At 59.8% G+C, this 23,896-nt stretch carries 15 protein-coding genes; 1 reads left to right on the plus strand and 14 read right to left on the minus strand.

Annotated elements, in window-relative coordinates; translation table 11 throughout:
• Positions 1-81: 81 nt before the first annotated feature.
• The 9 genes from JNN07_00070 to JNN07_00110 form a co-directional block, all read right to left on the minus strand.
• Positions 82-462: a hypothetical protein gene (locus JNN07_00070; protein MBL9166115.1), complete on the minus strand. Its 381-nt coding sequence runs from the start codon at positions 460-462 to the stop codon at positions 82-84.
• Positions 463-743: 281 nt separating this feature from the next.
• Positions 744-1,115: a hypothetical protein gene (locus JNN07_00075; protein ID MBL9166116.1), complete on the minus strand. Its 372-nt coding sequence runs from the start codon at positions 1,113-1,115 to the stop codon at positions 744-746.
• A gap of 295 nt (positions 1,116-1,410) precedes the next feature.
• The gene (locus JNN07_00080) at positions 1,411-2,391 is read right to left on the minus strand and encodes a hypothetical protein (GenBank protein ID MBL9166117.1); all 981 of its coding nucleotides are present in this window, start codon (positions 2,389-2,391) and stop codon (positions 1,411-1,413) included.
• A 123-nt stretch (positions 2,392-2,514) separates the two neighbouring features.
• Entirely contained in the window at positions 2,515-5,016 is a 2,502-nt protein-coding gene (locus JNN07_00085; GenBank protein MBL9166118.1) for a hypothetical protein, read from the minus strand.
• A 75-nt stretch (positions 5,017-5,091) separates the two neighbouring features.
• Positions 5,092-5,943 carry a hypothetical protein gene (locus JNN07_00090; GenBank protein ID MBL9166119.1) on the minus strand — a complete coding sequence of 284 codons (852 nt, stop codon included), beginning with the start codon at positions 5,941-5,943 and terminating at the stop codon, positions 5,092-5,094.
• 177 nt (positions 5,944-6,120) lie between these two features.
• A complete protein-coding gene (locus JNN07_00095; GenBank protein ID MBL9166120.1) occupies positions 6,121-6,819 on the minus strand; it encodes a PEP-CTERM sorting domain-containing protein in 699 nt (232 codons plus the stop codon).
• A gap of 533 nt (positions 6,820-7,352) precedes the next feature.
• On the minus strand, positions 7,353-7,736 hold the full coding sequence (locus JNN07_00100) for a hypothetical protein (protein ID MBL9166121.1): 384 nt from the start codon (positions 7,734-7,736) through the stop codon (positions 7,353-7,355).
• A 352-nt stretch (positions 7,737-8,088) separates the two neighbouring features.
• Positions 8,089-13,491, minus strand: coding sequence for a CotH kinase family protein (locus JNN07_00105; GenBank protein ID MBL9166122.1), 5,403 nt, complete (start codon positions 13,489-13,491; stop codon positions 8,089-8,091).
• Between the two features lie 170 nt (positions 13,492-13,661).
• Positions 13,662-14,744, minus strand: coding sequence for an SMP-30/gluconolactonase/LRE family protein (locus tag JNN07_00110; GenBank protein MBL9166123.1), 1,083 nt, complete (start codon positions 14,742-14,744; stop codon positions 13,662-13,664).
• Between the two features lie 302 nt (positions 14,745-15,046).
• On the opposite strand from JNN07_00110, the gene JNN07_00115 reads away from it, so the two are divergent.
• Positions 15,047-17,158: a HAMP domain-containing protein gene (locus JNN07_00115; GenBank protein ID MBL9166124.1), complete on the plus strand. Its 2,112-nt coding sequence runs from the start codon at positions 15,047-15,049 to the stop codon at positions 17,156-17,158.
• Here JNN07_00115 and JNN07_00120 read toward each other — a convergent pair.
• The 5 genes from JNN07_00120 to JNN07_00140 all read right to left on the minus strand — a co-directional run bounded on the left by JNN07_00120 (position 17,155) and on the right by JNN07_00140 (position 23,888).
• A complete protein-coding gene (locus JNN07_00120; GenBank protein ID MBL9166125.1) occupies positions 17,155-17,655 on the minus strand; it encodes a response regulator in 501 nt (166 codons plus the stop codon). The two genes, JNN07_00115 and JNN07_00120, sit on opposite strands and share 4 nt — an antisense overlap.
• On the minus strand, positions 17,652-19,022 hold the full coding sequence (locus JNN07_00125; protein MBL9166126.1) for a response regulator: 1,371 nt from the start codon (positions 19,020-19,022) through the stop codon (positions 17,652-17,654). The genes JNN07_00120 and JNN07_00125 overlap by 4 nt, the downstream gene beginning before the upstream one ends.
• Positions 19,023-19,042: 20 nt before the next feature.
• Entirely contained in the window at positions 19,043-21,097 is a 2,055-nt protein-coding gene (locus JNN07_00130; protein ID MBL9166127.1) for a PAS domain-containing protein, read from the minus strand.
• 2 nt (positions 21,098-21,099) lie between these two features.
• Entirely contained in the window at positions 21,100-21,627 is a 528-nt protein-coding gene (locus JNN07_00135) for a YfiR family protein (protein MBL9166128.1), read from the minus strand.
• 116 nt (positions 21,628-21,743) lie between these two features.
• Positions 21,744-23,888, minus strand: coding sequence for a TonB-dependent receptor (locus tag JNN07_00140; GenBank protein MBL9166129.1), 2,145 nt, complete (start codon positions 23,886-23,888; stop codon positions 21,744-21,746).
• Between the last annotated feature and the right edge of the window lie 8 nt (positions 23,889-23,896).

The following is a 23,896-nucleotide window of genomic DNA, read 5'->3' on the forward strand; positions in this document are numbered from 1 at the left end:
AGGCTGACGAGGCCCTGCGGACAGGGCAGGAGCCAGCGAAAAGGGGATCCCCCCCCTGACGCGCTCTCGAAAAGTGGAGGCTTAGTCGGGCTTGTGTTCGCTATGGCAGGCTTTGCAATTGACTGCTTGCTTGAATTTTTCGAGCGCGCCTGGCTCGTCCTTGGCCAGAGCTTCGGCGGCTTTGGCGAGCGCCGAACTCTTTTCCTTCCAACTCGCGGCGCTGCCTTTCGGCGGCTCATTGAGCGGGAGTTCCTTGTAGCAGGCTACGAGTTTGGCGATCTCTTCCTTGGAGGCCGTTCCCTTGGTGACTTTCTTGCAGATCGAATCATCACCCTTGTTGATAGCCTTCATGATCTCCTTGGTGGTGAACTTCGGTTTGGGTTGTGAGTCGGCTGCGAAAAGCGACCAACTCAGGCCCGTAGCCACGAGTGCGATTGTGATCAGTGCTGCTTGGTTCTTCATGCGATGTCTTGAGGTGTTGTGGTTTTCTACTCTTCCCACGGGTATGGCACATGCCAGCCGGAGGAGCCTAGAAAGTTGCGGGGAGGGCGGGGCTAGGAGCCGTGTCTGCGCGAATCGTTCAGCGAACCGGCGACCACCTCGGAGCCCAAGACCCCCCAAAGCTGTACAGGGAACTCTAGGCGCGTGGAATCCACCGAGCTGGCGAGTCGTGATCGATCAATATCTGTCTGGAAACCTGACTCTTCGATCCTGACCCGAGGCGCCAAAGGCCTGGACAGAATTCAAGCCCGAGGGGGTTGATGGGGGGGCGTGAACAGTATGGACTTGGGGGCCGGGACCGACCTGAGGTCGGGATTAGCCACCTCTGGGTAGGAGAGTGAGAGACGGCAGTCGGCTGCCGTCGCTTCCAACTTCTGACTGGAATTGGACATCTCCTTCGCTTTCTCCGAGCGCTTGCCTTCCGCCACCACTTTGCAGAGCTTGCACGGGTGCTGGCCATCGAAGGTCTGAATGAAAGCTTCGGACCAGGAGGAGTTCTGCGAATAGCTGATCAGCATCCCCACCCAGGCGGCGGACTGCAAGACCGTCCACTGCATGCCGAGCAGCATTGCCAGGACGACTGCGATGATTGGTTTCCCTGCCGAATGGAGCACGGTTTAGCTTGTGAAATGTTCTTGGTTCCGTCAACCCAAAAGCCTGAGTAGGTGTGGCAGGGGGTGATTGGAGGTGGGTGAGTTTTTTTGAGGGGCCGCCTCCGTCGGGGGGCAAAAGCGGCAGAGGGCTGCGCGCACTCCCAAATAGCCCAAATTTTCGTGAGGCGTCTTGGAGTGCTGTAGCCCTCTACAGCTTTTCAACACCGACGGAGGCGGAAATCCCATCGCCGGACGCACAGATCACACCCAGTCTACACCCCCGCCCGTTTTTGATCGTCCACGCTCTCCCCAATTGCTATTCCGCCAAGAGGGCATCCCATCGATAACCCATGATCCAGTCGGCCAGTTGCTTCATCTCCTCGGGCGGAACTTTGCCTTTGAACGGCAGCATGGGAATCTGACCCCATTTTCCGGTTCCACCGTTTTCCATTTGGGCGATGAGTTTCGGCAAGGCATCGGCATCTTTGCGGTAGCGCGCCGCGACTTCACGATAGGAAGGCCCGATGACTCGCAGGTCGGGGTTGTGACACGTAAAGCAGGTGTGCTTGGTCGCGAGGGCCTGCATGGCTTTCACGTTCGGAGGGAGAAAGCGGGCCGACACAATCTGCCATTCTCCTTCGAGGCGCAGGGCTACCCCGAACACATTCAACTGACCTTCGGGCGTGTTCAATCCGGCGACACCTTTTCCCACCCGCAAGGAGACTTCCGCGCCGTTGGCCTTCACTTTCGCCACGCCTGACTCATCAAACTTGGGCGCTGAAAAAGTTACGTTCGTGAGTTGGACGTAGCGCCCGGCCAGGGACGATGCATCTTTGAAAAACTCCGCGCCACGCGGCTCGGAGAGTCCGAAGGGACGGTTGGTGGCGATCAGCTGCACCGATGAGGGCTTCACGCTCAGCACAGCGATTCCGAACGGGCCCTCCGTCAGTTTCCCGGAGAGTGTGAGCTCGTTTCGTGGCAGGACATTTAATGTGTCACCAGCGCCCAGTAAGACGGGCAACCCAGGGGCGCCGGTCGGCTGAAGAATCGCCAGAACTTTGTCGTCCTTGAGGTTTGCTCGAACGCTCACCACGCCCGTAACCGTGAACTCGGTGGTCGTATCCTGCGGCTTGGCAGTGGCACCATCGATTTTCTGGAGAACCTCCTCAATGGTGGCCGCGTGGACGAGGGATGGCATAATCAGGGTTGCCACCAGAGTCGAGAGCAGCCTGGATTTCCGAGCCTGCGCCTTCGGCGGGTGCTGGCGAGCAACCGATAGATCGAGTGTCAGATTCATGTTGCTGCAGTATGTGCCAGCGAGACGTCCCTACTTCAAGGGCATCGCCTGCGGCATAATGCCACACGCGATCACGAGCTGGATGTGTCTGCCTGTGAGTGTCGGCCCGATTAGAAATCGCCGCTAGGGGATGTGGGGCTTAAGCCGCATGGGCCAGTGGCGCCAGTCCGCCGCGGGATCTTGCGCCAAGGCGGGCGGAAGCCGATCTGTGATCTGAGCTTTCAGGCCGGACAATGCAGGGAGGTTCAGTTTGGCGGCCACTTCGAGGGTGAGAAAAAATTGGCCTGAGTCGTGCGCAGATCGAAACCGCTCGGGGATCTCCGCCTGGCCACGACGGAACACCTCGCGAACGTATTCCGCGCTCGGGATTCCGACAAACCAAGGGTTCTTAAGGCCGAGGATGTTCCGGCCCGCATCCCATTCCAACCAAGCGTTTCCCAGGGTGTTTAGCGGCACTGCGGGGTCGGGACCTGGGGGGCCGAGCAGGCACATTGCTACTCCCTCGGGATGTCGCACGAGCGGATCTTGAATCGCCCCGTTGCCGCGCAGTCGTTCGCAGGCGGATTGGATCCGAGCCCAATCGAGTTGTTTCATGCTTCTTCCTCCGACCAAACCGACAATGGGGAGCTCGGTATAGAAGTCGCCGCGCACTAGAAAAGCCTCCGGGAATACGGCACGGAAGGTATGCAAGATCACTTCAAACTGCTCCCGAGTGAGCTGAAAGAGCGGAAGCCACTGGCAGAAGAGCCCGTTCGTGGTCAGGGATGTTCTGACCGTCTGAAAATGTTCCACCGTGAAGAGTCGGCCTTCGCCAGTTCGCCAGGGGAGGAAGAGATCCCCGATCACCACGTCGTATCGACCGGGATTGGCTGCCGTGAGCCAGCGAGCGTCTTCCTGCAAAACGCGGAGCCGCGGGTCGGTGAAAAGATTGCGATTGAACGGGGCGAAATGCTTCCGTGCAAACTCGATCACCAGGGGGCTAAGTTCCGCGGCGTCGATGGCCTGAACGTTGGGATGGAGCGTGACGCCAGCACAGGTGCTGCCGGTGGCCAACCCGAGAAGCGCTACCGATTTGGCTTCGCCATGAAGCAGCAACGGGAGATGAGCTTGTCGCTCCTGGTTGTACTGAGCCTTGGATCCCCCCAGGGTGTAACTGTTGTTGAACACGATGCGCCAGTCATCGGGTGCCAGGGAGACAGTGGCCACCACTCCCTCGCGCCCCACGCGAAGTTCGACGAGTCGTTCGGCCCGGTTCTGTCCCAGTTGGGGCAGTCGCATGACTAGGGTCATCCCTCCGACGGCCAAGATCACACCGAACCGAAACGCCAACGGAAGCCAGCGTGGGCATGAAGCGCTGGAACCCTTCGCCGTGAAGAACACCCCCATCACCCAGTAGATGCCCCCCAGCGCGGCGATCCCTCCCCAGATGCCGAGGCTTGGGCCCACCCATCGCTCCGCCGCCTCCGCCCCGATCCAGCCTCCCAGGCCGTTGACCGCAAGTAACCTGCCGGTGATGGACGTGCGTCGGTCCTCGTTCTCTGCCAGCGCCCAACGCAACAACAAGGGAAATAGCATGCCGCTTGCCACCATTAATGGGACGATCGTGATCAGGGCCATTCCGGCCACGGCTAGAAAGTAGGCGGCTGGTTTGAGTTCGTAGGGCAGGATGGCCAAGTTGGGACGCAGCTGGAGAAAGAGAAACGGCTCGAGAAGGCAAGCCGCTCCGCTGCCAGCCAGCACGATCCAGAGGCTGGTTCGGAAATTCCCCGCGGTGGCTCTGGCGAAGGGCGCGATCAACCACGCGCCTCCCACCAGCCCCAAGAGCACGAAAGCCAGCACGGTGGCACTCGAGAAAAACGAATTGATGGTTACCTGTGCGAACTGATGTTGCAACAGGACCTCCTGAGCCATGACCAAGAACCCGGAAAGAAAAGCCAGGGTGAGGAGTGGTGGGGGATGCACCGATGCAACGACTGAGGCCGAGGGCGGGGTTTCGTTGTGGGACGATATCGAGGAGACGCTGTCAGACGCGCTCCACCTTTGAGCAGACCAGCACAGGGCGGCGGTGAACAGGTTCAGGGCGACCGCTCCGAGTGCGGTCATGGTCAGCCCCCAGCGGGGAAGTCCATAAGCCATGACGAAACCAATGCCTGCAACCCCACCCAGGGTGTTCACGGAGTAAAGCCAGATGGCTTGTCCGGGTCGGAACCAAGGCTGATGCGCTAGCGCACGAATGAGCAGAGGAGTCACGAGTCCCATCAAGAGGGAGGGAGGAAGAATCAGAAGGAACGGGAGCATCCACTTCGCAACCGTGCCCATGCCTCCTTGGTGTGAGATCCAGTGGCTGAACTGGGCCCCCAACGCGAGGGGGAGAGCCAGAATCCCCACGCCCATCTCCGCCCAAGCCAGCCGATGCCATGGGCTCGGACCGCGATCCCGCCATCGAGATGCAATCCAGCCTCCGCCCGCCAGGCCCAGGAAGAACATCCCCACCACCCGAGCGAAGGTTCCCTCGCTCGCCCCCAGGATATCCACCAATCGGCGCGTCCACAGAATCTGGTGAGCCAGGGCTGCGGCACCGCTCAAGCCGGCGATGACAGGGGCTAGGAAGAGCAGGGGATGCATCGGTGTTGAACCTGATGGGCTGCTCAGGGTTGAGCGTTACGCACGCAGGGCATGACTTGTGTCATCGGCAATCGATTACTCCGTTTCGTAGCGGAGCCGGTAGTAACGGATGGCCTCTCCAGCCGGCAACGGTACGCTGATCGACTGCAGATGGTTGTCGCCGCCGATGGGCCTTCCCACGGTTTCCCAGAGTGTTTCGTCCGTCAGAGAGGGCGAAGACTCCAGCGAGTAGAGTCCGAAATTACGGGTTCCGAACGAGGCGGTCACAGCATCGTCGGTCTTTTCCAACCGGTGGATGGTGATGCCCGCCTGGAAGTGCAGGTAGTTAGTCTCCGAAGGTTGATGAACGGGACCTGCGCCGCTCCCGTTGGTCGATACATCCAACAGTCGAACGCCGAGCGTGTAGAGACCGGGAACGTCGGTGGTGAAACGTCGACCGTGGCAGTGGCCGTAGGGATCGGATCCTGGCGCGCCCGAGTTCTGGCTGAGCAGGAAGCTGGGCGACGGATTCGTCTCACCAACCCTGAAGGTGAAGGTTTTTTCCGTCGCTGCATCCTCGCAGTTCTTGCTCTCCCAGAAGCTCAGGCTTCCCTCTTGGGGTCCTTGGAGGGACACCCACTGCAGGGCGATTCGCGATCCCGGCAGCGCATGGTTCGGGTCAGGACCACCGTTCCCGGGGGCGATCGCGAGAGCGGTGAATGTGGGACCGCCGTCGAAAAGGCCCACGGCGGGGCCGGCGGTTCTGACGGCGAGGTTAATGACATAGCCGGAGTTCGTGACGAAAGCGTCGGCACTGTCGAATGATAGTCGTGAGCCTGGCGTTTCAGCCAGAGCCCCTGCGCTAATGTGAATGTGTTGAGCGGGGGTCCACTGGGTAAACCCTAGCACCAAACAAGAGGCGAGAACGATGCAGTTGCGAAAATTCATAAACTTGGGATCTTAGTGGAGTTGGGGGCAGGCTTGCTACCCAGGACAGACCTCTCAGGACGGCGTCGAAAATCGACCCGAGAGCTGTTTGGCAAGCGCTGCCCCCCTATTGTTGTTAGACCGATTCCCGCCAGGCCCACACGAGGCTTCCGCGGTCCGGCATGCGAGCCCGAAGGCTTAGCGAACCGAGCGACGCGACCTCAACAGGCAGAGGCTTCCCAGGCCGAGGGCGCCCAAGGCCAGGGTGCCAGGCTCGGGAACGGTCGCGAACTTGATGTAGAGGATGTCGGAATCTGCCTGGATCGCTCCACCGCCGACACCGTTCTTGGAGGTATCGATGGCTTTGAATCCAACCAGGTATTCACCCGCCACATCCACCGTGAAGCGACGGCCGTGGAGGTGGCCCGCAGCGTCCTTGCCCGGAAGCCCGGCACCGGCGGAGGCATCGCTCAGATCGAAGCCAAAGGTGCCGTTGGAGGTGCCCGAAGGAACCACAAAGGTGGGCGTCGTGCTGCCGCCTTCCTCTGGATTCTCCCAGAACCCGAACGAACCGCCGACGGGGCCGACCACCGACACGACCAAGGCCCGCACGAACGCGCCGAGAGCGGCTCCGCCCTCCGTGCTTCCGTTGGCCACGACCGTGATGCCTCCGTCGTAGTAGCCTGCGTACCGTCCAGCTGGATCGCTGGGCAGCAGCTCTTTGACGTATCCGGAATCCGAGGCGAAGGCCGCACCGTTTTCCCAGACCAGTTTGTCGTTCTGGTTTTGGCCGGCGGCCCCGACTTCGAGATGGCCGTGTTGAGCTTGAGCCGCCTGTGCGACCAGGCACAGAGCGAAGGTGCTCAAGGAGTTTTTTAGGAACGAAACAAGTTTCATACTGCTTCTTTTTCTTAGGTTTCTACCGTGAATGGTTGTTGTTATGGAGGTGCGAGACAGTCTGCGTTGATTTTTCGCCGACAAGCGAAAAGCAGACAGTCCCTCTTCTGTTGCGCGTCTCGACTGACGTTTGTGGAGTACGATCGGTGGGCTTTGGCCGGCGCTCGGCTCCGTTCACATACCCAGGCCATCTGGATTCACACCCGTGTGGATGGGTGGAGGAATGCTTCGAGTGGACTAGGAAAACTTCAGTCCAGCAACGCGACAGAAAATCGGTTAGGCAGCTCCGAAAGGCGGAGTGACCCTGAGGATATCTGACGAGCACGACGCTGCCATCCCGGCTGTGGATAAGCCGGGGTGGCGGGTGCTGTATGCTGTAAAATGGATGTAACACTTGAGCTGTTCTGGGGGGGTAATCCTCGCCCCACGATAAACGATGGTCTGAAGCGGCGATGACTGCAGAGGCGCTCCAAACCAAAAAGCGGAGACGGAGTCCTGCCACGTTGAATTGGAACTCCGGCTGCGGCGGTTGTTTAGCTCAAGAGGAGGGGAGGAGGAACGGGCGGAGGACTGCCTTCGGATGAATAATAAACTCGAAGAGGTGCGCTGGGTATCTGAGAAATGGGATACCAAAGTACGGGGTCGGTCAGCTGGGAGACAAACTCGATCTTAAGTGGAAGGTGACCGTTTTCCTGCTGCTTATTCGATTCGGACTGGCGGCTCTCGTTCACGAACTTGCAGAGACGGCAGGGGTGAGCGCCGTCGAAAGTCCATTCCAGCGCCTGAGTGATGGAGGTCTCCTGAGAGAAAGACACCGCCATGCTGGCCCAAGCAAAGGCCTGTACGAACGCCCAATGCCCTCCGATCCAGAGGATCAGGACAGCAACGGTGCAGAACTTGGCAGCCGGCTTCAACACAACAGGTAGGATGATGTTTAAATCCTGACAAAAGTCAAAGTGTTGTTTGCCGCAGTTCGGGTTAAGAGTGGGTGAGATCCGTGTCTCTTGGCGGGGGATACCCGACTCCGTCTGGTCCTGAAAAGCTGTAGAGGGCTACAGGACTATGGAACTATAACCCTCGTCGGATCGGTGCCCGATCAACTCCACAAAGCGTAGCCGTTTCGCGAAGCGTCTTGGAGTGCGGTCGCCCTCTTGGCACAGCCAAGCCTGAAGCGCTTATGGGCTCAACCGAGTTTCGCCCTACCTCTTATTCAGCGCTTCTGGCCGGCAGCGCTCCCGCCCGAACCCGAATATATTATTGCACGGTCCCTTAGGGCTGCGCGGGAGTCGTGAGCCGGTAATAGCGTTCACCTGATGACACGGGGTCCGGATCGGTCAGCGTCAATGCCCGATCGGCGGCCGCGGCCGGCACGTCCAGGACCTTCTCCCAGCCGCCTCCGGCGAGCGACGTCTTGCGGTAGACTGAGTAGGATCGGTCCGCGACCGCCTGGAAACGGATCCGCACTTGGGAACCGTCAGTGCTCAGCTCCACACTCTCCAGACGCAATCGGCTGGTTGCTTCCCTTGGATGGGTGCCCGCGATGAACTCCGACTGGTTCGTGAGGCCGTCGCCATCGGCATCCAAACCAGCGTCACCAGGATTCGCTCGGTCGAAACCATAGAAGTCCTCATAAGCGTCCGGCATCCCATCGGCATCACTGTCGGCGGAAACAAGATCCGAGGGACGGCCGGCGGTGTGCGTGGTGGTATACCAGTTGGCCGGATCGTTGCCATAGGCCGCGGGGCTTCGGCGCTGCAGCGATGCGCCCCCTCCGTCCGCATTGGTGGGCCAGGGAGAGCTCTGGGAATACCTAACCTTGTCGATCAGGATCCGGGGCACGTTCCCCTGGTTGATATCCGGCGGAAGCACGGGCTCGTCTGGAGCCACCAGTTCCACGCTGTCGCTCGAGTTGTCTAGCTTGCCCTCGTAAGGGCCGAAGATCGGAACCGTCGTGGGTGGGGAATACTTGGCCCGAAACGAGGCCAGCGCCGCGGCATTCGTGGCGGGGTCAAACCCGACGAGCAAGGCGAAGCCCCGAGCAGGGATCGTGGTGCCGGTTGGGAACTCGTAGCTCACGGCATCGCGCAATCTCCACGTGTTGGTGGGATAGGCTGGGTCAAAGAGACTTACCGGCGTAGCGCCTGGGTTCTGAAGCTCGATGAACTCGCTGAGGGTGTCGTCGAGACGGTTGGTGCCGACCACCAGGTCGGGCGGATGATACATCACCTCGGTGATGAGAATCGGACCGATCCTTGGTCCTGAGTTCGCCGCGCCCAGAGTGGTGATCCTTTGGGAGGGGAACTCTTCCCGGTCGGTGCTGGTGACATGCCGGCCAAAACTAACCCCGTTGAAGGACGCACCAAAATCGAATCCGTGCGAGTATGGGAGGATCACCCCGGCGTCATCGGCGGCAAACAGCCAGATCTGATCGCCGAGCGCGCTCAGGCGGAAGCCCCGGTCTCCTGCGGCCGCCGCGTTGAAATCTGATTCATCGAAGACGGCGTAGCCAAGCGGTTGAAGAGTCCGCCCGGCGGGTATCTGAAACTTCCGTGGATCGTTGCGGTCATCGCTGAGATACCATCGTCCGATGGACACCGATCCAGCGGTCGGATTGTAGAGTTCGATGGCGTCCAGCTGCGGTAGATCCGTATGGGTGAGGGCCTCGTTGATCAGCACGGTGGGTATCGCTGGCGGCTCGCCATCGACGGAGCCAGGTGAACCTTGGATGGCTGCGCTCGGACGCCAGGAGGCAGCGCTGTCCCAGGCGTTCTCCAAGGTGGTTTCCGAACGAATCACCAGAGAGTAACCCAGCCCATCGGTGACGGGGTGCCAGCCATCCTGGTAGTTGAACTCGAACAGCTCCTGATTCAGCGCATTCTCAAGTCGCAGGGTCTCTCCGGAATCATCGAGCGAATCACGGAAGATTCCAGCAGGCTTAAGGGCGGTTCCGTATCGCGCGGTGAACGCCTCCGTATCGGCCGCGAGCACCAGCGTCGACCCGGCTGGGAGGAGAATGATCGAGCTCGTGCTGAAGTTGAAATCGATCCCCTTGGTGAATCGTGCGCCATGCAGATCGACGGTCTGGGCGGAGATGTTCTTCAGTTCCAGAAACTCGAAACTGGAGGCTGTCCAGCTGCCATTTTGGATGAGCTCGGCAGCCGACGGAGCGAGCGGGTGGTAATGGATCTCCGTGAGGGCCAGATCACCTGGACGGACAATCCGGAAGGTGGTGTAGCGCGCACTGGTCAGGCCGGACCAAGAACTGCTGATCTGCGGGTTTCCCGAGCCGGTCAGGTTCCGATGGGCCGCGTTGAAGCATCGTGCTCGTATATCCAGCACTCCATTAATGGTGAGCGGAGCGCTGTACACCAGGGCGGCTGGTGAGACTCCTCCTCCGGGGAGGCGCGGGTCGGTTCCATTGGTCGTGTAATAGACGCGTGCCCCGGAAGGTCCCGTGAGGGTGAGGGATGTTCCTGGAAGCGCCTCGCCCGCGAGTCGCCCGAGCGTTGGTCTGGCCAGTAGGTTGGTGTCGATGAAGTTCAGTCGGCGGCTCAACCAGTTTTTGAGAAAGGCGATTTCGCCGGCTTGATTTCCACCGCGCTTGCCCTGCTGCCAGCGCGCGAGATCGCGCACGGAGGCCTCTACGACCTTTGCGTTCAGGGTGTCGATGATGCGGTTGAGATTGGTGACGCTGAGGGTATTCGGGCGCAGCTCCTGCCAGCGATCGATCCAGCGCTGCCAGAAGTCGGGGTCCTGAAATAATCGCCCCCACCAGGCCTGGGTGGCGAAGCCGAAGAAGTCGGTGCCGCCGCCGGAACTCCAAATGCGCGGGTCACTGTCGCGTCCGTCCGTGGAACCGATGGCCCGGTCGAAATCCCACACCGGCCCGGCTACCAAAAGTCCGCCGCGGTCCTTGTGCATGAATGTGCTGAGCCGGAGTGCATCGACATTGAAGGTCATCACGTTGATGAGGTGATGATCGATCCAAGCGGGAACGTCGATGTAGGCGGCATAGCCCGTGAGGGGGTTGGTGTAGCTGGCGCTGTTCAGGGCGGACGCAAAGCGGTTGAGGTACTGCGTCAGGTAGTCGCGCTGGGGAGCGCGTTGGGGCGTGCGCAACTCGACTTCCTTGGGCTCAAAGTAGGCCGCTTGCTGGCCTCCCGCATTGAATCCCGCATCGCCTGGGTCAGTGCGATCGACCTTGAAGATATAGCCGCCCGTCAGCGCAGGAAGCTGGTTGTCCACGGCATCGAGCCGGGCGATGTTTACCCGCTTGTCGCTGCGTTTCACTTTTTCAAGGATGTTGTATACGCCGACGTAGTGACTGGAGTCCAGGGAGCCGGTGCCGGTGTTGACGTAGACCTCCGCGAATCGATAGCGCGGAGCGTAACGTCCCATCTGGTCGCTCACCTCGAAGGCTAGCGGGTTGTGGATGAGCGAAGGATCGAAGAAGAACGGGGCGTGGAAGACGAAATCCGACTCAGGGGGTAACCCGAGCAGCTCGATATCTTTGTCCGCGTTGAGCTCGTCCCAGGCCTCCACGTTGTAGTTGGCCTTCGCGTTGCCGAGGGTGCTGGAGCCTCGTTTATCCATGGCGATCCGTGTCGTGAGCACGGGCAGATTGGTCAGGGACGTGCGCCCGTTGGCTCCCGGTTCAAAAACGGCCATGAACGCCGGCAGGTCTCCGTCGTTGGGAACCGCTGACCCAAATGTGTCGATCACCACGATGGGGATATCGGAGCTGGCGGTGGCGGCCGTGGAGGCGATCGGCAAATAGAACTCCGACCTGGCCGGACTTGGGATTTTCCCGGGGGCGAAGGCCCGGGCTCGGACGCGCCGTTTGGTGCTCACCGAGATCGGGTCGGTGTATCTCACCGAGTTGGTGGTGGGCAGGGTGCCATCGATCGTGTAATGAATTCGCGCCAGCGGATCGCTGGTGCTGAGGCTGAGCAAAAACGGGGTTCTGAAGGTGCCCCCGGGATGGGAGAAAATCACATCGGCGGTGAAACCGTCGCCGCGCACGGAATTGCGTGCTCCCGGTGTGGGGGTGGCGAAGAGCACCGGATCTAGCCGCGTCGTGGGATCCAGCCCATAGCTGATATCCTCGCGCTGCGCCGGATACTGAGGCCGGAACTGGGTGGCAATCGTGACTCGATCCGGATGCACCAAAGCCAGGTACTCTCCGTTCCGCTCGAGCTTGAAATTGGTGTGAAGGGGGGCGGTCGGGTTGACCCGATCCTTCTCATCGGCGTAGACCACCAGGTAGGAGTTTGCATTGAGAGTGAGGTGCGGAAACTTCCATTTGGCCAAATTTTCCGGGTCGTCGGTCAGGGCAAAGCCAAAGAGATCCACGGGGGTGGTGCCTGCGTTATAAATCTCAATCCAGTCGGAGGCGTCCCCGTCCTCATCTCGAAGCCCCTTCGCGTTTACCGCGAGAAACTCGTTGAGCACGATATCCGACAGCGCGGCTGTCGAGTCCAGGGTGTAACTCCAGGAACCACCCGAGAACTCATTGGGCGTGGCTGCCAGATCCCGGATTCCATGAGTATCCTTCCAGCGGACTTGGACGGAGCCATCCGGGAACCCCGGGAGGGCGAAGAGGTAGTCGGTTGGGGACAGAGCGGTGAGCTGCGATGCGGGCAGGCCATTGACGAGCAAATCCCCGGCATCGACCCCGGAGACCGGTTCATCGAACTGAATTTCGATGCTGGTGAGCCTTCGGATCAGTGTGCCGGGAATGGGCAGCACGGCATCGGTGCGCGGAGGGGTGATATCCTGGATCTGGTAGGCCCAGGTAGAACCGGTCGCGGTAGCGATAAATGCGTTAGGGGGCTGAGCGAGGTCGGTAATCCCGTGAGCCGCGGCCCAAGTCACGTTGACGGTGCCGGACTTTCTCGCCGTGAAGGAGAAGGTGTAGGTGTTGTCTCCGCCGGTGACGGCGGATGCTGGTGAGCCGTTGATCAAGAGGTCTTCCGCTTGGACACCGAAGACGGGCTCAGTGAAGACGACGGTGATCTCGCCCAATCCGGAGACCGTGCCTGGCGGTGGAGATTTGGACGAGACAGCGGGTGCGATCACGTCGGCCACTGCGGTGCGCAGCGCGGCGCTGAACTGGAAGTCACTGCTGTCGTTCAACGAGGCGTTGAAGGCGAGCACTGTCATTAGATTGGTTCCTTCGCGCAGGTAACTCGAAGGGGAGGGGACGGTGAATGAGCGTCGGAAAGGTAGCGTGCCCTCGTTGACCGCGCTGCTGGCGGTTCTATTAAATGTCAGGTCGCCATCCGGCACATTCTCACGGGTGAGCAGAGTGCCGTTGATCCAGATCAGGCAACCGTCATCGACGTAGACATCGAGATCGAGTTGGCTGATCCCTGCCGCTCCCTGCACCTGGAAGAGGCGGCGCAAGAACACGGAGGTGTACAGCCCGCGCATATCCGACAGCTCGGTTCCGGACAGGGGATCTCCATAGAACAGGGGGGCCGGCCCCTGGGCCCAGGCGGAATCGTTAAAGTCGAGTCGATGCCACGCTTCTCGGGGCGTGGATGCCTCGGCTGTTCCCTTGAAATACTTCCAAGCGGCGTTGGTGCTGAACAGCGTCGCTCCCTCCGCGGGGAGGAGGCACATCAACGAACACGACACCCACTTCACCAGGCTAACCAGAATACGTCTCATTTCAGTTGAATCACGGCACGCGCGCCAGAGAACTACAGGTGCTCAGGGCGTGTGACAGAGTAGTCATACCACATCTATCGAAGAATGACCATCTTTAGGTTCGGCCTAGCAGGCTGGCGGACTTGCCCCTAACGGACGCAAGTCCGGCTGTGCACCCCCATGGTGCTTTGTTAGCTCTTCGGAACCGTCGCGACAGGCTGCTGCTCGGAAGCGCTGCGTTTCGGCTGCGTTTTGGCGGGACGGTGCCAACGTCCACCCTGCACCCGCATTTCGAGACAGTAGAGCTTTTGTTCGGAGGCGACGAACAGGATATTGCCGTCCGGACCGCCGAAAGCGACCGCCGAGCAGAACCCGGGAATCTCGATCAGCCCCAAAGGTTCTCCTGCGGAGTTTACCACCCAAACACCTCCGCGACCCGTGAGGTACAGGTTTCCATCGGCATCAAGGGCCATGCCGTTGGGCGGGGTGCGATCTTCGGTGGGGGGATTGAAGAAAACCGATCCTGGCCCGGTGACGCCGTTGGCCATGATGGGATAGCTCCGCCACAGCCGATCGTGACTATCCGAAACGTAGAGAGTTGTTGCGTCCAGGGACAGCGCCAACCCGTTGGGCAGCGGCATCTCCGTGATGAGTTGGAGAAGTTCTCCTTTGGGCCGCATCAGGTAGACGGCGCTCCGAGCGTGGCGGAGAAAATCAGGATCCGTGAAGTAAATGTCACCGTTGGGTGCCTCGCACAGATCGTTGGGTTGGTTGAGCGTGGGTTCCTCCAGAATCACCTCGAGGCTGCGAGGCCCGCGTTTTCCCACGGAGTGCTTCACGATGCGATGACCCGAGATCTGGGCTCCGAGCAGGTGTCCCCGCCGACCGAACACAATGCCGGACAATCCCTGAGCGTGCTCCAGCCAGAGCGCAGGCGGACCCGTCACGCCGAGTCGCAGGACTTGGCTAACATCGAGTTCATCGTCCACGACTGCTAGGTAAAGCTGCTGGTCTTTGAGATTCCAGGCGAGCCCTTGAACCGAGTTGGTGAGCACATGCCTGACGGTGAGCTTTGCAGCGGGGGCCACCGTGAGCGGACGGGAGGACATCCGGCCATCGTCCCGCGGGGTTTGAGCTTCTAGCGGCCTTCCGAGCAGCGCCAGCGCCAGCGCAAGAAGGACCCCCAGTCTGTCGGGCTGGAGTGCTTGCCGTTGAAGCGTCGGCCAGCCTCTGCGCGGGCCGGGGTCTATGGACTCTGGGGCTTTAAACATCATTCCTCAGGGAAACCAGCGGACGCTGTCCCCTTCCTTAATCGGCACTCGCTTGAAGTCCCCAAGGAGGCAAACGGGGAAGGAGAGGGGAGGGCGGGGGGGAGGAACCCGGCTAGCTATGGCTCTGGCAGCGAGTTCTTGTTGTGGCAGGTCTCTGCCCTCGATCTCAGAACGGGGTTGCGGCCACGCATGACAGGTGGACCCGAGTACTGCCGTTCAAGGAGTTGTAAATCAGGACGATATCATTGTTAAGGGTGGGCGAGATGAACTCCGCCTGTGGTCCTAACTTCGGTTAACTTTAGATCATGTCCATTCGTCAACGAATTCTGTGTGCGCTCGGCTCCTTGCTCCTCGTGGGCAGCCTGGTGAGTTGGCTGGCGGTACGCATGATCCAAGACATGGAGTCCAGCATCTCCTTTCTGAGCAGCAACAGCGCTGTGCAGGCTGGGACCGCCGCGAAAATGGTAACGACGCTGGCTCGATTGGAGAATCAGTTAGGCGCCATGCTCTCGACCAGCAAGCGATTGGGGGAGGGGGATGAGCAGGGACACAGCTATCTGGATCAGCAGTGGGCAGGGGCACTGACTGAATATCAGAGTTTGCAGACCTACCTGTCCAATTGTGCAACGGCCGCCCGAGCAACTTCGTCTTCGGTAGGGCGGGGGGAGAGCTTCGGAGGCATGCGCGATGCCGGCACAGTCGAATCGCCCAGACATCTGGGAGAGCTCGACCGGCAGCTGGCCAACTTTCGTCCACATTTGGAGACCTTCTACACCAAGGTAAAGGGTTCGCCCTCTGAAGCCAGGATTTACCTGGAGGGAGAGCTGGATTTGGTTTTGGCTGAGCTGAGTCGCTCGTTTAACCTATATTTGTCTCAAGCGGAGGGTGATCTTGCTGTGGCCGCGATCGAGGCCCGCGCCCAGGCCGGTCGGACGGTGACCAGTATCATCCTGCTCTGGTGTCTCGCGGCCAGCTGTGTCGCTGGGCTCACTTGGTGGAGTGTTCGATCGCTGGTAGCAAGGCTCGCCGTCATCCGTGAGGCAGTTGCATCTCTCGGACAGGGGGGGCTCGGGATTCGCTTGCCCACGGGTGAGAAGGACGAGCTGGGAGAGATCGCCGACGCCTTTAACCGCATGTGCGAGGATCTTCATCGGACCACCCTGTCCAGGGACTACGTTGAGGCCATTCTGCAAAACACCCCGCTTCCTCTGATTGTTGTTTCGCCTAGTGGCTTCATTCGCTCGGCGAACCGGGCCTGTGAGCGGCTCCTGAACATCGGTCCCAACGAGCTGGACAGTCTGGCTTGGACTGCGTTGTTTCCGTCGGGAGGAAGCCTGCCTTTGGCAGCCGTGTTGAGCAAGGATGTCGTGCTTCGAGCCCATGGCAACGTGCTGATCCCGGTTTCCCTGTCCATGTCGGCTGTGCGCGATGAGGATGATCAGCCTGTGGACTGGATCTGCCTGGCTGAGGACCTGCGGGAGCGGAAGAAGACCGACGAAGCGATGCGGGAGTTGCAAGCAAGCCTGGTGGAATCCTCGCGCAAAGCCGGGATGTCGGAGATTGCGACGGGAGTGCTTCACAATATCGGGAACGTGCTTAACAGCGTTAATGTGTCGGCAAACCTCCTCCTGGACCAACTGAGGGCCTCACGAGCATCGAGCTTCACGAAGGCTGCCGAACTTCTGCGGTCGAACCTGGATCAGATCGGTCACTTCATCACCCACGACCCCAAGGGCCAAAAGCTGCCCAAGTTTCTTATCGGGCTGTCGGAGCAACTCAACCGCGAACAAAAGGCCTGGTCGGATGAGCTGGACCAGCTGCTACGCAACATCGAACACATCAAGCAAGTGGTCGCGGTTCAGCAGTCGTATGCCAAACTGTCCGGGGTGATGGAGCGGCTTTCGGTCGAGACCTTGCTGGAAGATGCGTTGAGGCTGTCATCCGCGTCGCTGGCGCGCCATCAAATCGAGGTGGTTCGGGCATACGACCCCGTCCCGGAGGTCTTCCTGGATCGGCACAAAACCCTCCAGATCATCATCAATCTTGTGAACAACGCCAAGCAGGCGCTGCTGAAGCGGCCGTTGGACCGTCGTTTAACCCTGCGCATCCAAAAGAGCCTCGATGGCACGAAGCTCAGGATACAAGTTGCGGATAACGGTGAGGGTATCGAAGCGCAGAACCAGCTGAGAATTTTTCAGCATGGGTTCACTACGAAATCCACGGGGCATGGATTCGGGCTTCACAGCGGGGCGAATAGCGCGAAGGAGATGGGGGGGGCGCTGTCCGTCTCCAGCCTGGGCATCGATTGCGGAGCGGAGTTTACCCTGGAGCTTCCCCTGAACGTCACTCAGTCCGGTGGTGGGACTCACGCGCAGGACGACTCCCCGCCTGAACATGCACGCGAGACGGCAGCCTAGGCTGCCGCACGAGCCAGTTCCCAGCGGCGAGTCAGGGCGTGAACAATTTGGAGCAGCTCAATGTTGTCGAAAGGCTTCTTGAGGATCAGTAAATTCTCCGGGTGAGCTAGTTTGGACACGATCTCCTCCCACGTGTAGTCGGAGTAGGCTGTGCAGAGAACCACCTGCAGTGTAGGATCCTTCTCCCAAAGGCGCTGAATCGTTTGAATGCCGTCCCAACCGGGAGGCATTCGCATGTCGACAATGGCCAAGGCGAACGGTTGGTTGCTCGCTGCCGCTTGCTCAAGCTTCAACAAACCTTCTGCACCCTGCGTAGCCGATTCAGTGTCAACTTGAAGCGGCGCTTGGTGCTTGGTAGTGGTTTCGAACAGCTCGGACTCCAGATCCTCCAAGGCTTGATCACTGGTCCTCTGAGCGCGGAGGATCTTCCGGATATCTTCGTGGATCGACAAGGTGTCGTCGATAATGAGAACGCGATGTCGCAGGGAGGTGTTCATGCCGCTTGAGTTCTGGTTGCGTGGGCCGAGTTGTAAAACGGGATGGTGAGAGTGAACACCGATCCCAAACCGGGCGCACTGTCAGCCGTCAGGGTGCCACCCATGAGATCTGCCAGTCGACGGCAGATCGCCAATCCCAGCCCGGCCCCCCCGAACCGTCGGGTCGACGAGCCATCGGCTTGCACAAAAGGATTGAACAACTTGGCCAGCTTCTGGTGGGAGATGCCTATGCCCGTGTCTTGCACTTTCACGGACAGGTAGGTTTGGTCTCTGCTCTTTGAATGGAGCGAGAGTGTAAGGCGCACGGTTCCCTTTTCGGTAAACTTGATCGCGTTGCTGGTGAGATGGAGCAGCACCTGAGCCAGGTGGGGGGCGTCCCCGAACAGCACCTCAGGAACGTCAGACGTTGCTTCTCCTTTTAGATTGAGGTGCTTGGCGGCCGCTTGCTGCTGGAAGAAAGCGGTGATGCGATCCAGAACCGCTCGGGGATGAAATTCGGAACACTGAATGGCGATGTTACCCGAATCGATCTTGGAGAAGTCCAGGAGTTCTTCCACGATTTTAAGCAGGGAATTGCCGCTCTGTTTGATGGTCTCGACCGAATCACGCTGTTCCGCGGTGAGGTTCGTATCCTCCAGCCACTCGGTCATCCCGAGGATGCCGTTTAGCGGTGTTCGGAGCTCATGGCTCATGTTGGACACAAACTCGCTCTTCATGCGGCTGACCTCGGCCAGTTCCTGAATCGCGGCCTGAAGCTGGGCGTTAGTCTTCTGGAGTTCGGCCGTCCGCTCATCAACCACTCCATTGAGATCTACGATCTGCTGGCGCACACGCCCATAGAGGTGCCATTTTCGGCTCAACGCGTGGGCAAGTTGGAGCACTTCCACGGGATCGAAGGGTTTCTTGAGAATGACGAAGTTGTCATTGCGACCGAGTCGATGCAGTATCTGGCTCCAGGAGTAATCCGAGTAGGCCGTGCAGATGACCACCTGCAAGTCGGGCGCATGCTCCCAGAGATTGGAAATGGTCTCAACGCCATCCCAACCGGGCGGCATCCTTCCATCCACAAACGCCACCGCATAGGGATCCTTGTTCTGCAGCGCCTGAACCACCAGGTCCAGCGCCTCCTTGCCTTGGAAGGCATAGTCAACGTCAAATCTCCCGTTCCACTCTGGCACCGACTCGGTATCTCCGAACAGATCACGCTCCTCCAAGTCCAGCTGGGTGGAGGCACCGGCCGGCGTGAGGATCTTGCGATAATCGGCGTGGATGGTAGGATTGTCGTCGACGATGAGAATTCGGTAGCGACGGTTCATCGTGTCCGTTTTGGCACGAGGCGTTGTCGTTTCAGGCGAAGGTTTGTCCATGGGTTGTTCTGTGGGATTCGTCATGCCGCCAACGCTGGGTTGAGGATGGTGGTGGGACGCGTTTGGCCCTGGGCGACGGGCAGCTCAAGATCGAAGGAGGCGCCTCGCCCGAGTCCTTCGCTGCGGGCGGTCAAGGTTCCATTCATCTCCGCCGCTGCATTGGCGCCTGAATGAAGCCCGAAACCATGGCCATCCTTTTTGGTGGTGAAGCCGTGCTGGAAAATGCGTGTCATGTTCTCGGGGGCAATCCCCACTCCATTGTCCTCGATCGAGATCCGCACTCGTCCCGGACCGGCCGAAGCGACCGAGAGCGTTACTAGCCGGTCTTGGGACCGCGAATGAGTTACCGCGTGCTTCGCGTTTCCGATCAGGTTGATGAGAATTTGCAGAACCTTGTGACGGTCCACGGCAATCGCGGGCACGGCGGAGTAATTGCGGAGAACCCTGATTCCGTGCCGGTCGAGTGCGCACTGATGGATGTGCAGCGCATCCGCCAGGAGTTCGGCGGGCTGCAGGGACTCGATGAGTCCCGAAACCCTCGCGAAGCTCTGTTGCATAGCCACGATCTCCTTAATGTGCTGGACATTGCGACTCATACTCCCGGCTTCCTCCATGACCCGATCACGCTCACCAACCAAGGCCTGTGTGAGGTTGTCAAGAAAGCCGAGTAACTTGCTACCCTTGGGATGGTTCTGGAGAAAGTCGCCCAGGTTTCCCTCATGCTGCCGCATGAGTTCCACGGCCTTACTCAAGGAGGAAAGCTTGGATTGCTCGAGCTGATTGACGACCAGCGTCGCAGAGACGTTAACGCTGTTGAGCACATTGCCGACATTGTGAAGCACGCCAGTGGCTACCTCTGCCATGCCGGCTTGGTGTGACAGGTTCACCAACTGCTTGTTCATCCGATCGAGCTCCTCCTCCGCCTGCTTTCGGGTGGTGATGTCCGTGTGGGAACCGGCGAACCGCACTGCGTGGCCGTTGTCCCCGAGCAGGGCTGCTCCCCGCGACAGGATCCAGCGGTAGCTGCCATCCTGGTGACGCATTCGGAACTCCACCTCGTAGACTTTCCCCGCCGGTGCCGAAAGGTAATCGTCTACCACTTGAAGCACCCTCTCGCGATCGGACGGGTGGAGGTGAGACTTCCAACCGTCCAGGGTGTTCGGAAAGTCTGCTTCCCCATAGCCGAGCATCGACTTCCAGCGCGGCGAAAAGTACAACTCATCGGTTTCGAGGTTCCAATCCCAGAGCCCGTCGCTGGAGCCCATGACCGCGACCTCGTATCGCTGCTGGCTTTGCCGTAGATCGTTCTGAGCCCGGGTTCGTTCCGTTACTTCCTCCTGAAGTGTGCTGTTGATTTTGCGCAGGATCTCGTCGTTCGCTTGAATTCGGGTCAACATCTGGTTGAAAGTATCCGTCAAGACCCCCAGTTCATCATCACTACTTCGATTGGCCCGCACGCTGTAGTCCTTCTGTTCGGAGACTCGGCGAGCCGTGTCCGTCAGATCGAGGATTGGCTTGGCCACCGCTTTCTGGATATGTCCGGCGAGCGGGAGCACCAAGATGAGCGATCCCGCCAAGACCGCTGCCAGCAACCCGCCGTAGAGTCGCAGAAGGTGCCTTCGGGTGCCGGTAAAGTCGGAGCGGATGACTAGAGTGCCCAGACGTTTGCCTTCCAGCAAAATCGGGTGAGAGAGGATGATTTGCCCGTCGGCAAATTGGGTGGCATCTCCCTCGCTAAACTTGTGAGCGTCGATATCCTCGGAGTCGGCCCCGTAGTGAGCGAACTCCTGACCATCGGCGAGGAGGATGTGGGCGCAGAAGATCTCGGGTTTGACCTGCAGCGCTCGCAGGACCTCTTCAGCGGCCTTCTCGTCATGAAAAGCCACCGCGCCCGTCGTGTTGGCGGCGGTGATCTTGGCAACGCTAGTCAGGTCATCGGTGATTGTCCTGCGAATGCTTACGAACTGGAACAAGAACAAAGTCGCGCAGGCGAAGGTGAGCACGATCGCGCAGGTTGCGGTCAGGGCCAGTGTCAGCTTCTGGCGGAATGGCAGGTTCTGTAGAGCGCGTCCCATAGCTATTTCCCGGTCACGGATCGCGCCACCCCCAACAAGCGCGAGCTAAACACCAAGCCCGATTCCATGGCTGCGGCGCGGTTGATGTCGAATCGCACCCGGTTATCGTGCAGGACGAACTGAATCATCCCTCCGGAGTCCCGGAAGCCGTCGAGTTCGCTGATGGTCAGGATAGGCTTGCCCGCGACCAGTTCCTGGACGCGTTTGAGCCTGGCGGTTTCAGATCGTGAGATGAACAGTAGGTGGCAGTCCTGGATCGGGCTGTCGCTGGAAACGTTTCTGATTTCCAGAGGGCGGCCGTTGACGGTCTCTCCGGCGATCGCCTCCTGGAGGGCGGATCCAAAAGGATCGTCCCCACAAATCCCGATGATCAAGGGACTTTTTGGGGTTGCGAAGCTGGCCGCTGGCCACTGGGTAAACTTCGTGAAATTCAGCAGTGCCACCGCCTTGACCCGGTATTCGATGGAGGGTGGCGTTGCCGCGTTGCCTAGCGACGTCAGAGCCCAGAGGAAGGCCAAAGCGAACCACATGGCCCAGCGGGTTCGTGGAGGGGCCCGCCGCCGCCGGGGTCTTTTCGCTTCAGCGCAGATGGCTCTCATCCCTCTCCGGAGGGCGTCTGGCCTGCGTTGAAGGCTTGGTCCCATGCTCAGAAGCGTATGGTCGCCTTGATCCTGAAGCTCCGACCATCTTGAAGGATTGAGGATTGGGCGAAGTCGTCCGTGACGGGCACTCCGTAGGCGGTATCCAGCAGGTTATAGATGCCTGCGGAAGCCTCCACCCCCCGAATCAACTCTCGGCTGAAGAGGTTCAAATTGACGGTCACATGCCCGCCTTCGCCTGGTTTGGAGGCGAACCCCAGACTCCTGCTCCGGGCTTGGATTTCCAGGCCGGCAAAGAGTTTCTCCTCATAGAGTGGCACACTAACGCTCGCTTTCACCATGTGCTTGGGCGAGTTTGGTAGCCAGGCGCCTGTCCCGCCATCCGTTACCGAAGCGTAGGTGTAAGCGAGGCGAGTTCGAAGGCTGTGCCGCCAGCGTCCTTCCAGTTCGGCCTCAAATCCCTTCATGTTGGCCGACTGATCGTTGTCAAAGCCGATGAGCCCGGAGAAATCGTGCTGAGTCAGAAGGTCATCCAGCACGTTGTAGAAGAGATTCGCGCTCAGGCTCAGATTGGGGCTGAGGCGCTGTTCGATCACGAGCTCATGGGATCGGATGTGCTCAGGCCCCACATTCGTTCCCGAAAGCGACATGGACGAGACGTAGTAGAGCTCATAGGCATTCGGAGCTCGGTAGCCCTGGCCGTACACCAATTTGAAGGTGGTGTCGGTCCACGGCTGATAGATAGCCCCGCCCCGGAAGTTGATGGCACCCCCAAAGGTATTGAAGTGATCGTACCGAATGCTGCCGTTCAGAAGGAGGGTCTGGCTCAGGGAAAGTTCGTCTTGAAGGTAGACCCCGTAGTTGCGAAAGCCTGTCTTTCGGTCCACATAAATCTCGCGTGGGTCCAGATCGTAGTTCTTTTGCTGGACCTCGAGGCCTAGGTTGAACTCGGTACCTACCAGGATCTTGTTGCGATTGAACAGTGTTTTGCTGACGTTCGCCTCTCCGCCCCACCACCACGCCAGGGCGTCGTCGATGTTGAAGGAGACTGGGTTGGGCGGGGCGGGGCCGGAGCTGGGAAAAGGGTAGACTCCACCGTAGCGATAGCGGTCCAGGTAGAGCCTCCCCATGACCTCCCAACTTTCGCCGAAGGCGCGCTGGTATCTTCCTTCCAGATAGTCGCGCATGTCCCTGAGTCGATAGCGAGGGTCGTTGAAGACGTTGCCGTATTGCGCGGTGGGGACCTGCTTGGTTCGCTCCGACCAGGCGCCGCTGAGCGTGAAGTCGGCATAGCTGAGCGACATAAACGCGTTGCGCGATTTTTCATGATCCATGTCGCGAGCGATGCCCCCGTTTTCAGCGCGATATTCCGGGTAGAACAGTTCCGAGTGGCCGGCGCGGTCCAGCAGGGTTCCTGACAGAAGCATGGCTAGGCCATTGGTGAACTGGCGACCGTAGGTCAGGCGTCCGGAGAAGGTGTCGTAGCTGCCCAAGCCCCCGGAAACCTCGCCGCCATCCACCGAAGCCGGCGTCCGGGTGACGACGTTGATCACGGCAAAGAAGGCGTTGTTGCCATAGATCGAAAAGCCGGGTCCCCGCACCACTTCGACGCGTTCGATAAGATCGACATCGACGGGAAACTCATAGCCGATCGGGGCGGTGTCATAGATCGGATCGGCGATCCGGTGCCCATTCACCAAGACTAGGGTGCGTCCTCCGTAACTGCCGGCGAAGTGGGCTCCGCGAGTTCCCAAAAAGGAGTACGACCGGTCGTTGTTCACGTAGAATCCGCGCACGCTGCTGAGCACATCTCCGAGCGTACGATGCCCGAAGTGTTGGATATCCTCCCGCGTTACGACACTGACCGAGGCGGGCGCTTCCGATGAGCGTTGCTCACGCTTGGAGGCGCTGGACACGATGAGCACGGGAATCTCGCTTAACTCCTCCAGGGACATCGCCTTGAGGGCATCGACACTCAGTCCTTCATCTTCTCCTTTGCCCGCCCCTGTCGCTTCAGCTGCCGACAGGCAAAGCCCCAGGAGGAGCAGCACGCTGGCGATCAGCCGGCTCGCCGGCAGGGCCAGAGGCTGGGAGCACGTGGTGAAACGGCTCTGGAGTACGTATCGAACCCGTCTCGGGACATGCCCGATCCAGCTCTGACGTGTTCCGACGAATAGAAGCAAGGCCCACACCCGAGGAA

Source organism: Verrucomicrobiales bacterium, from assembly GCA_016793885.1.
GTDB lineage: Bacteria > Verrucomicrobiota > Verrucomicrobiia > Limisphaerales > UBA11320 > UBA11320.

What these genes read in the sequence shown, in the direction of transcription:
- JNN07_00130 (MBL9166127.1), bottom strand. Translation starts at nt 21,097, where the DNA reads ATGGGACGCGCTCTACAGAACCTGCCATTCCGCCAGAAGCTGACACTG.
- JNN07_00115 (MBL9166124.1), top strand. Translation starts at nt 15,047, where the DNA reads ATGTCCATTCGTCAACGAATTCTGTGTGCGCTCGGCTCCTTGCTCCTC.
- JNN07_00105 (MBL9166122.1), bottom strand. Translation starts at nt 13,491, where the DNA reads ATGAGACGTATTCTGGTTAGCCTGGTGAAGTGGGTGTCGTGTTCGTTG.
- JNN07_00085 (MBL9166118.1), bottom strand. Translation starts at nt 5,016, where the DNA reads ATGCATCCCCTGCTCTTCCTAGCCCCTGTCATCGCCGGCTTGAGCGGT.
- JNN07_00090 (MBL9166119.1), bottom strand. Translation starts at nt 5,943, where the DNA reads ATGAATTTTCGCAACTGCATCGTTCTCGCCTCTTGTTTGGTGCTAGGG.
- JNN07_00070 (MBL9166115.1), bottom strand. Translation starts at nt 462, where the DNA reads ATGAAGAACCAAGCAGCACTGATCACAATCGCACTCGTGGCTACGGGC.
- JNN07_00135 (MBL9166128.1), bottom strand. Translation starts at nt 21,627, where the DNA reads ATGTGGTTCGCTTTGGCCTTCCTCTGGGCTCTGACGTCGCTAGGCAAC.
- JNN07_00120 (MBL9166125.1), bottom strand. Translation starts at nt 17,655, where the DNA reads ATGAACACCTCCCTGCGACATCGCGTTCTCATTATCGACGACACCTTG.
- JNN07_00080 (MBL9166117.1), bottom strand. Translation starts at nt 2,391, where the DNA reads ATGAATCTGACACTCGATCTATCGGTTGCTCGCCAGCACCCGCCGAAG.
- JNN07_00125 (MBL9166126.1), bottom strand. Translation starts at nt 19,022, where the DNA reads ATGGACAAACCTTCGCCTGAAACGACAACGCCTCGTGCCAAAACGGAC.
- JNN07_00110 (MBL9166123.1), bottom strand. Translation starts at nt 14,744, where the DNA reads ATGATGTTTAAAGCCCCAGAGTCCATAGACCCCGGCCCGCGCAGAGGC.
- JNN07_00095 (MBL9166120.1), bottom strand. Translation starts at nt 6,819, where the DNA reads ATGAAACTTGTTTCGTTCCTAAAAAACTCCTTGAGCACCTTCGCTCTG.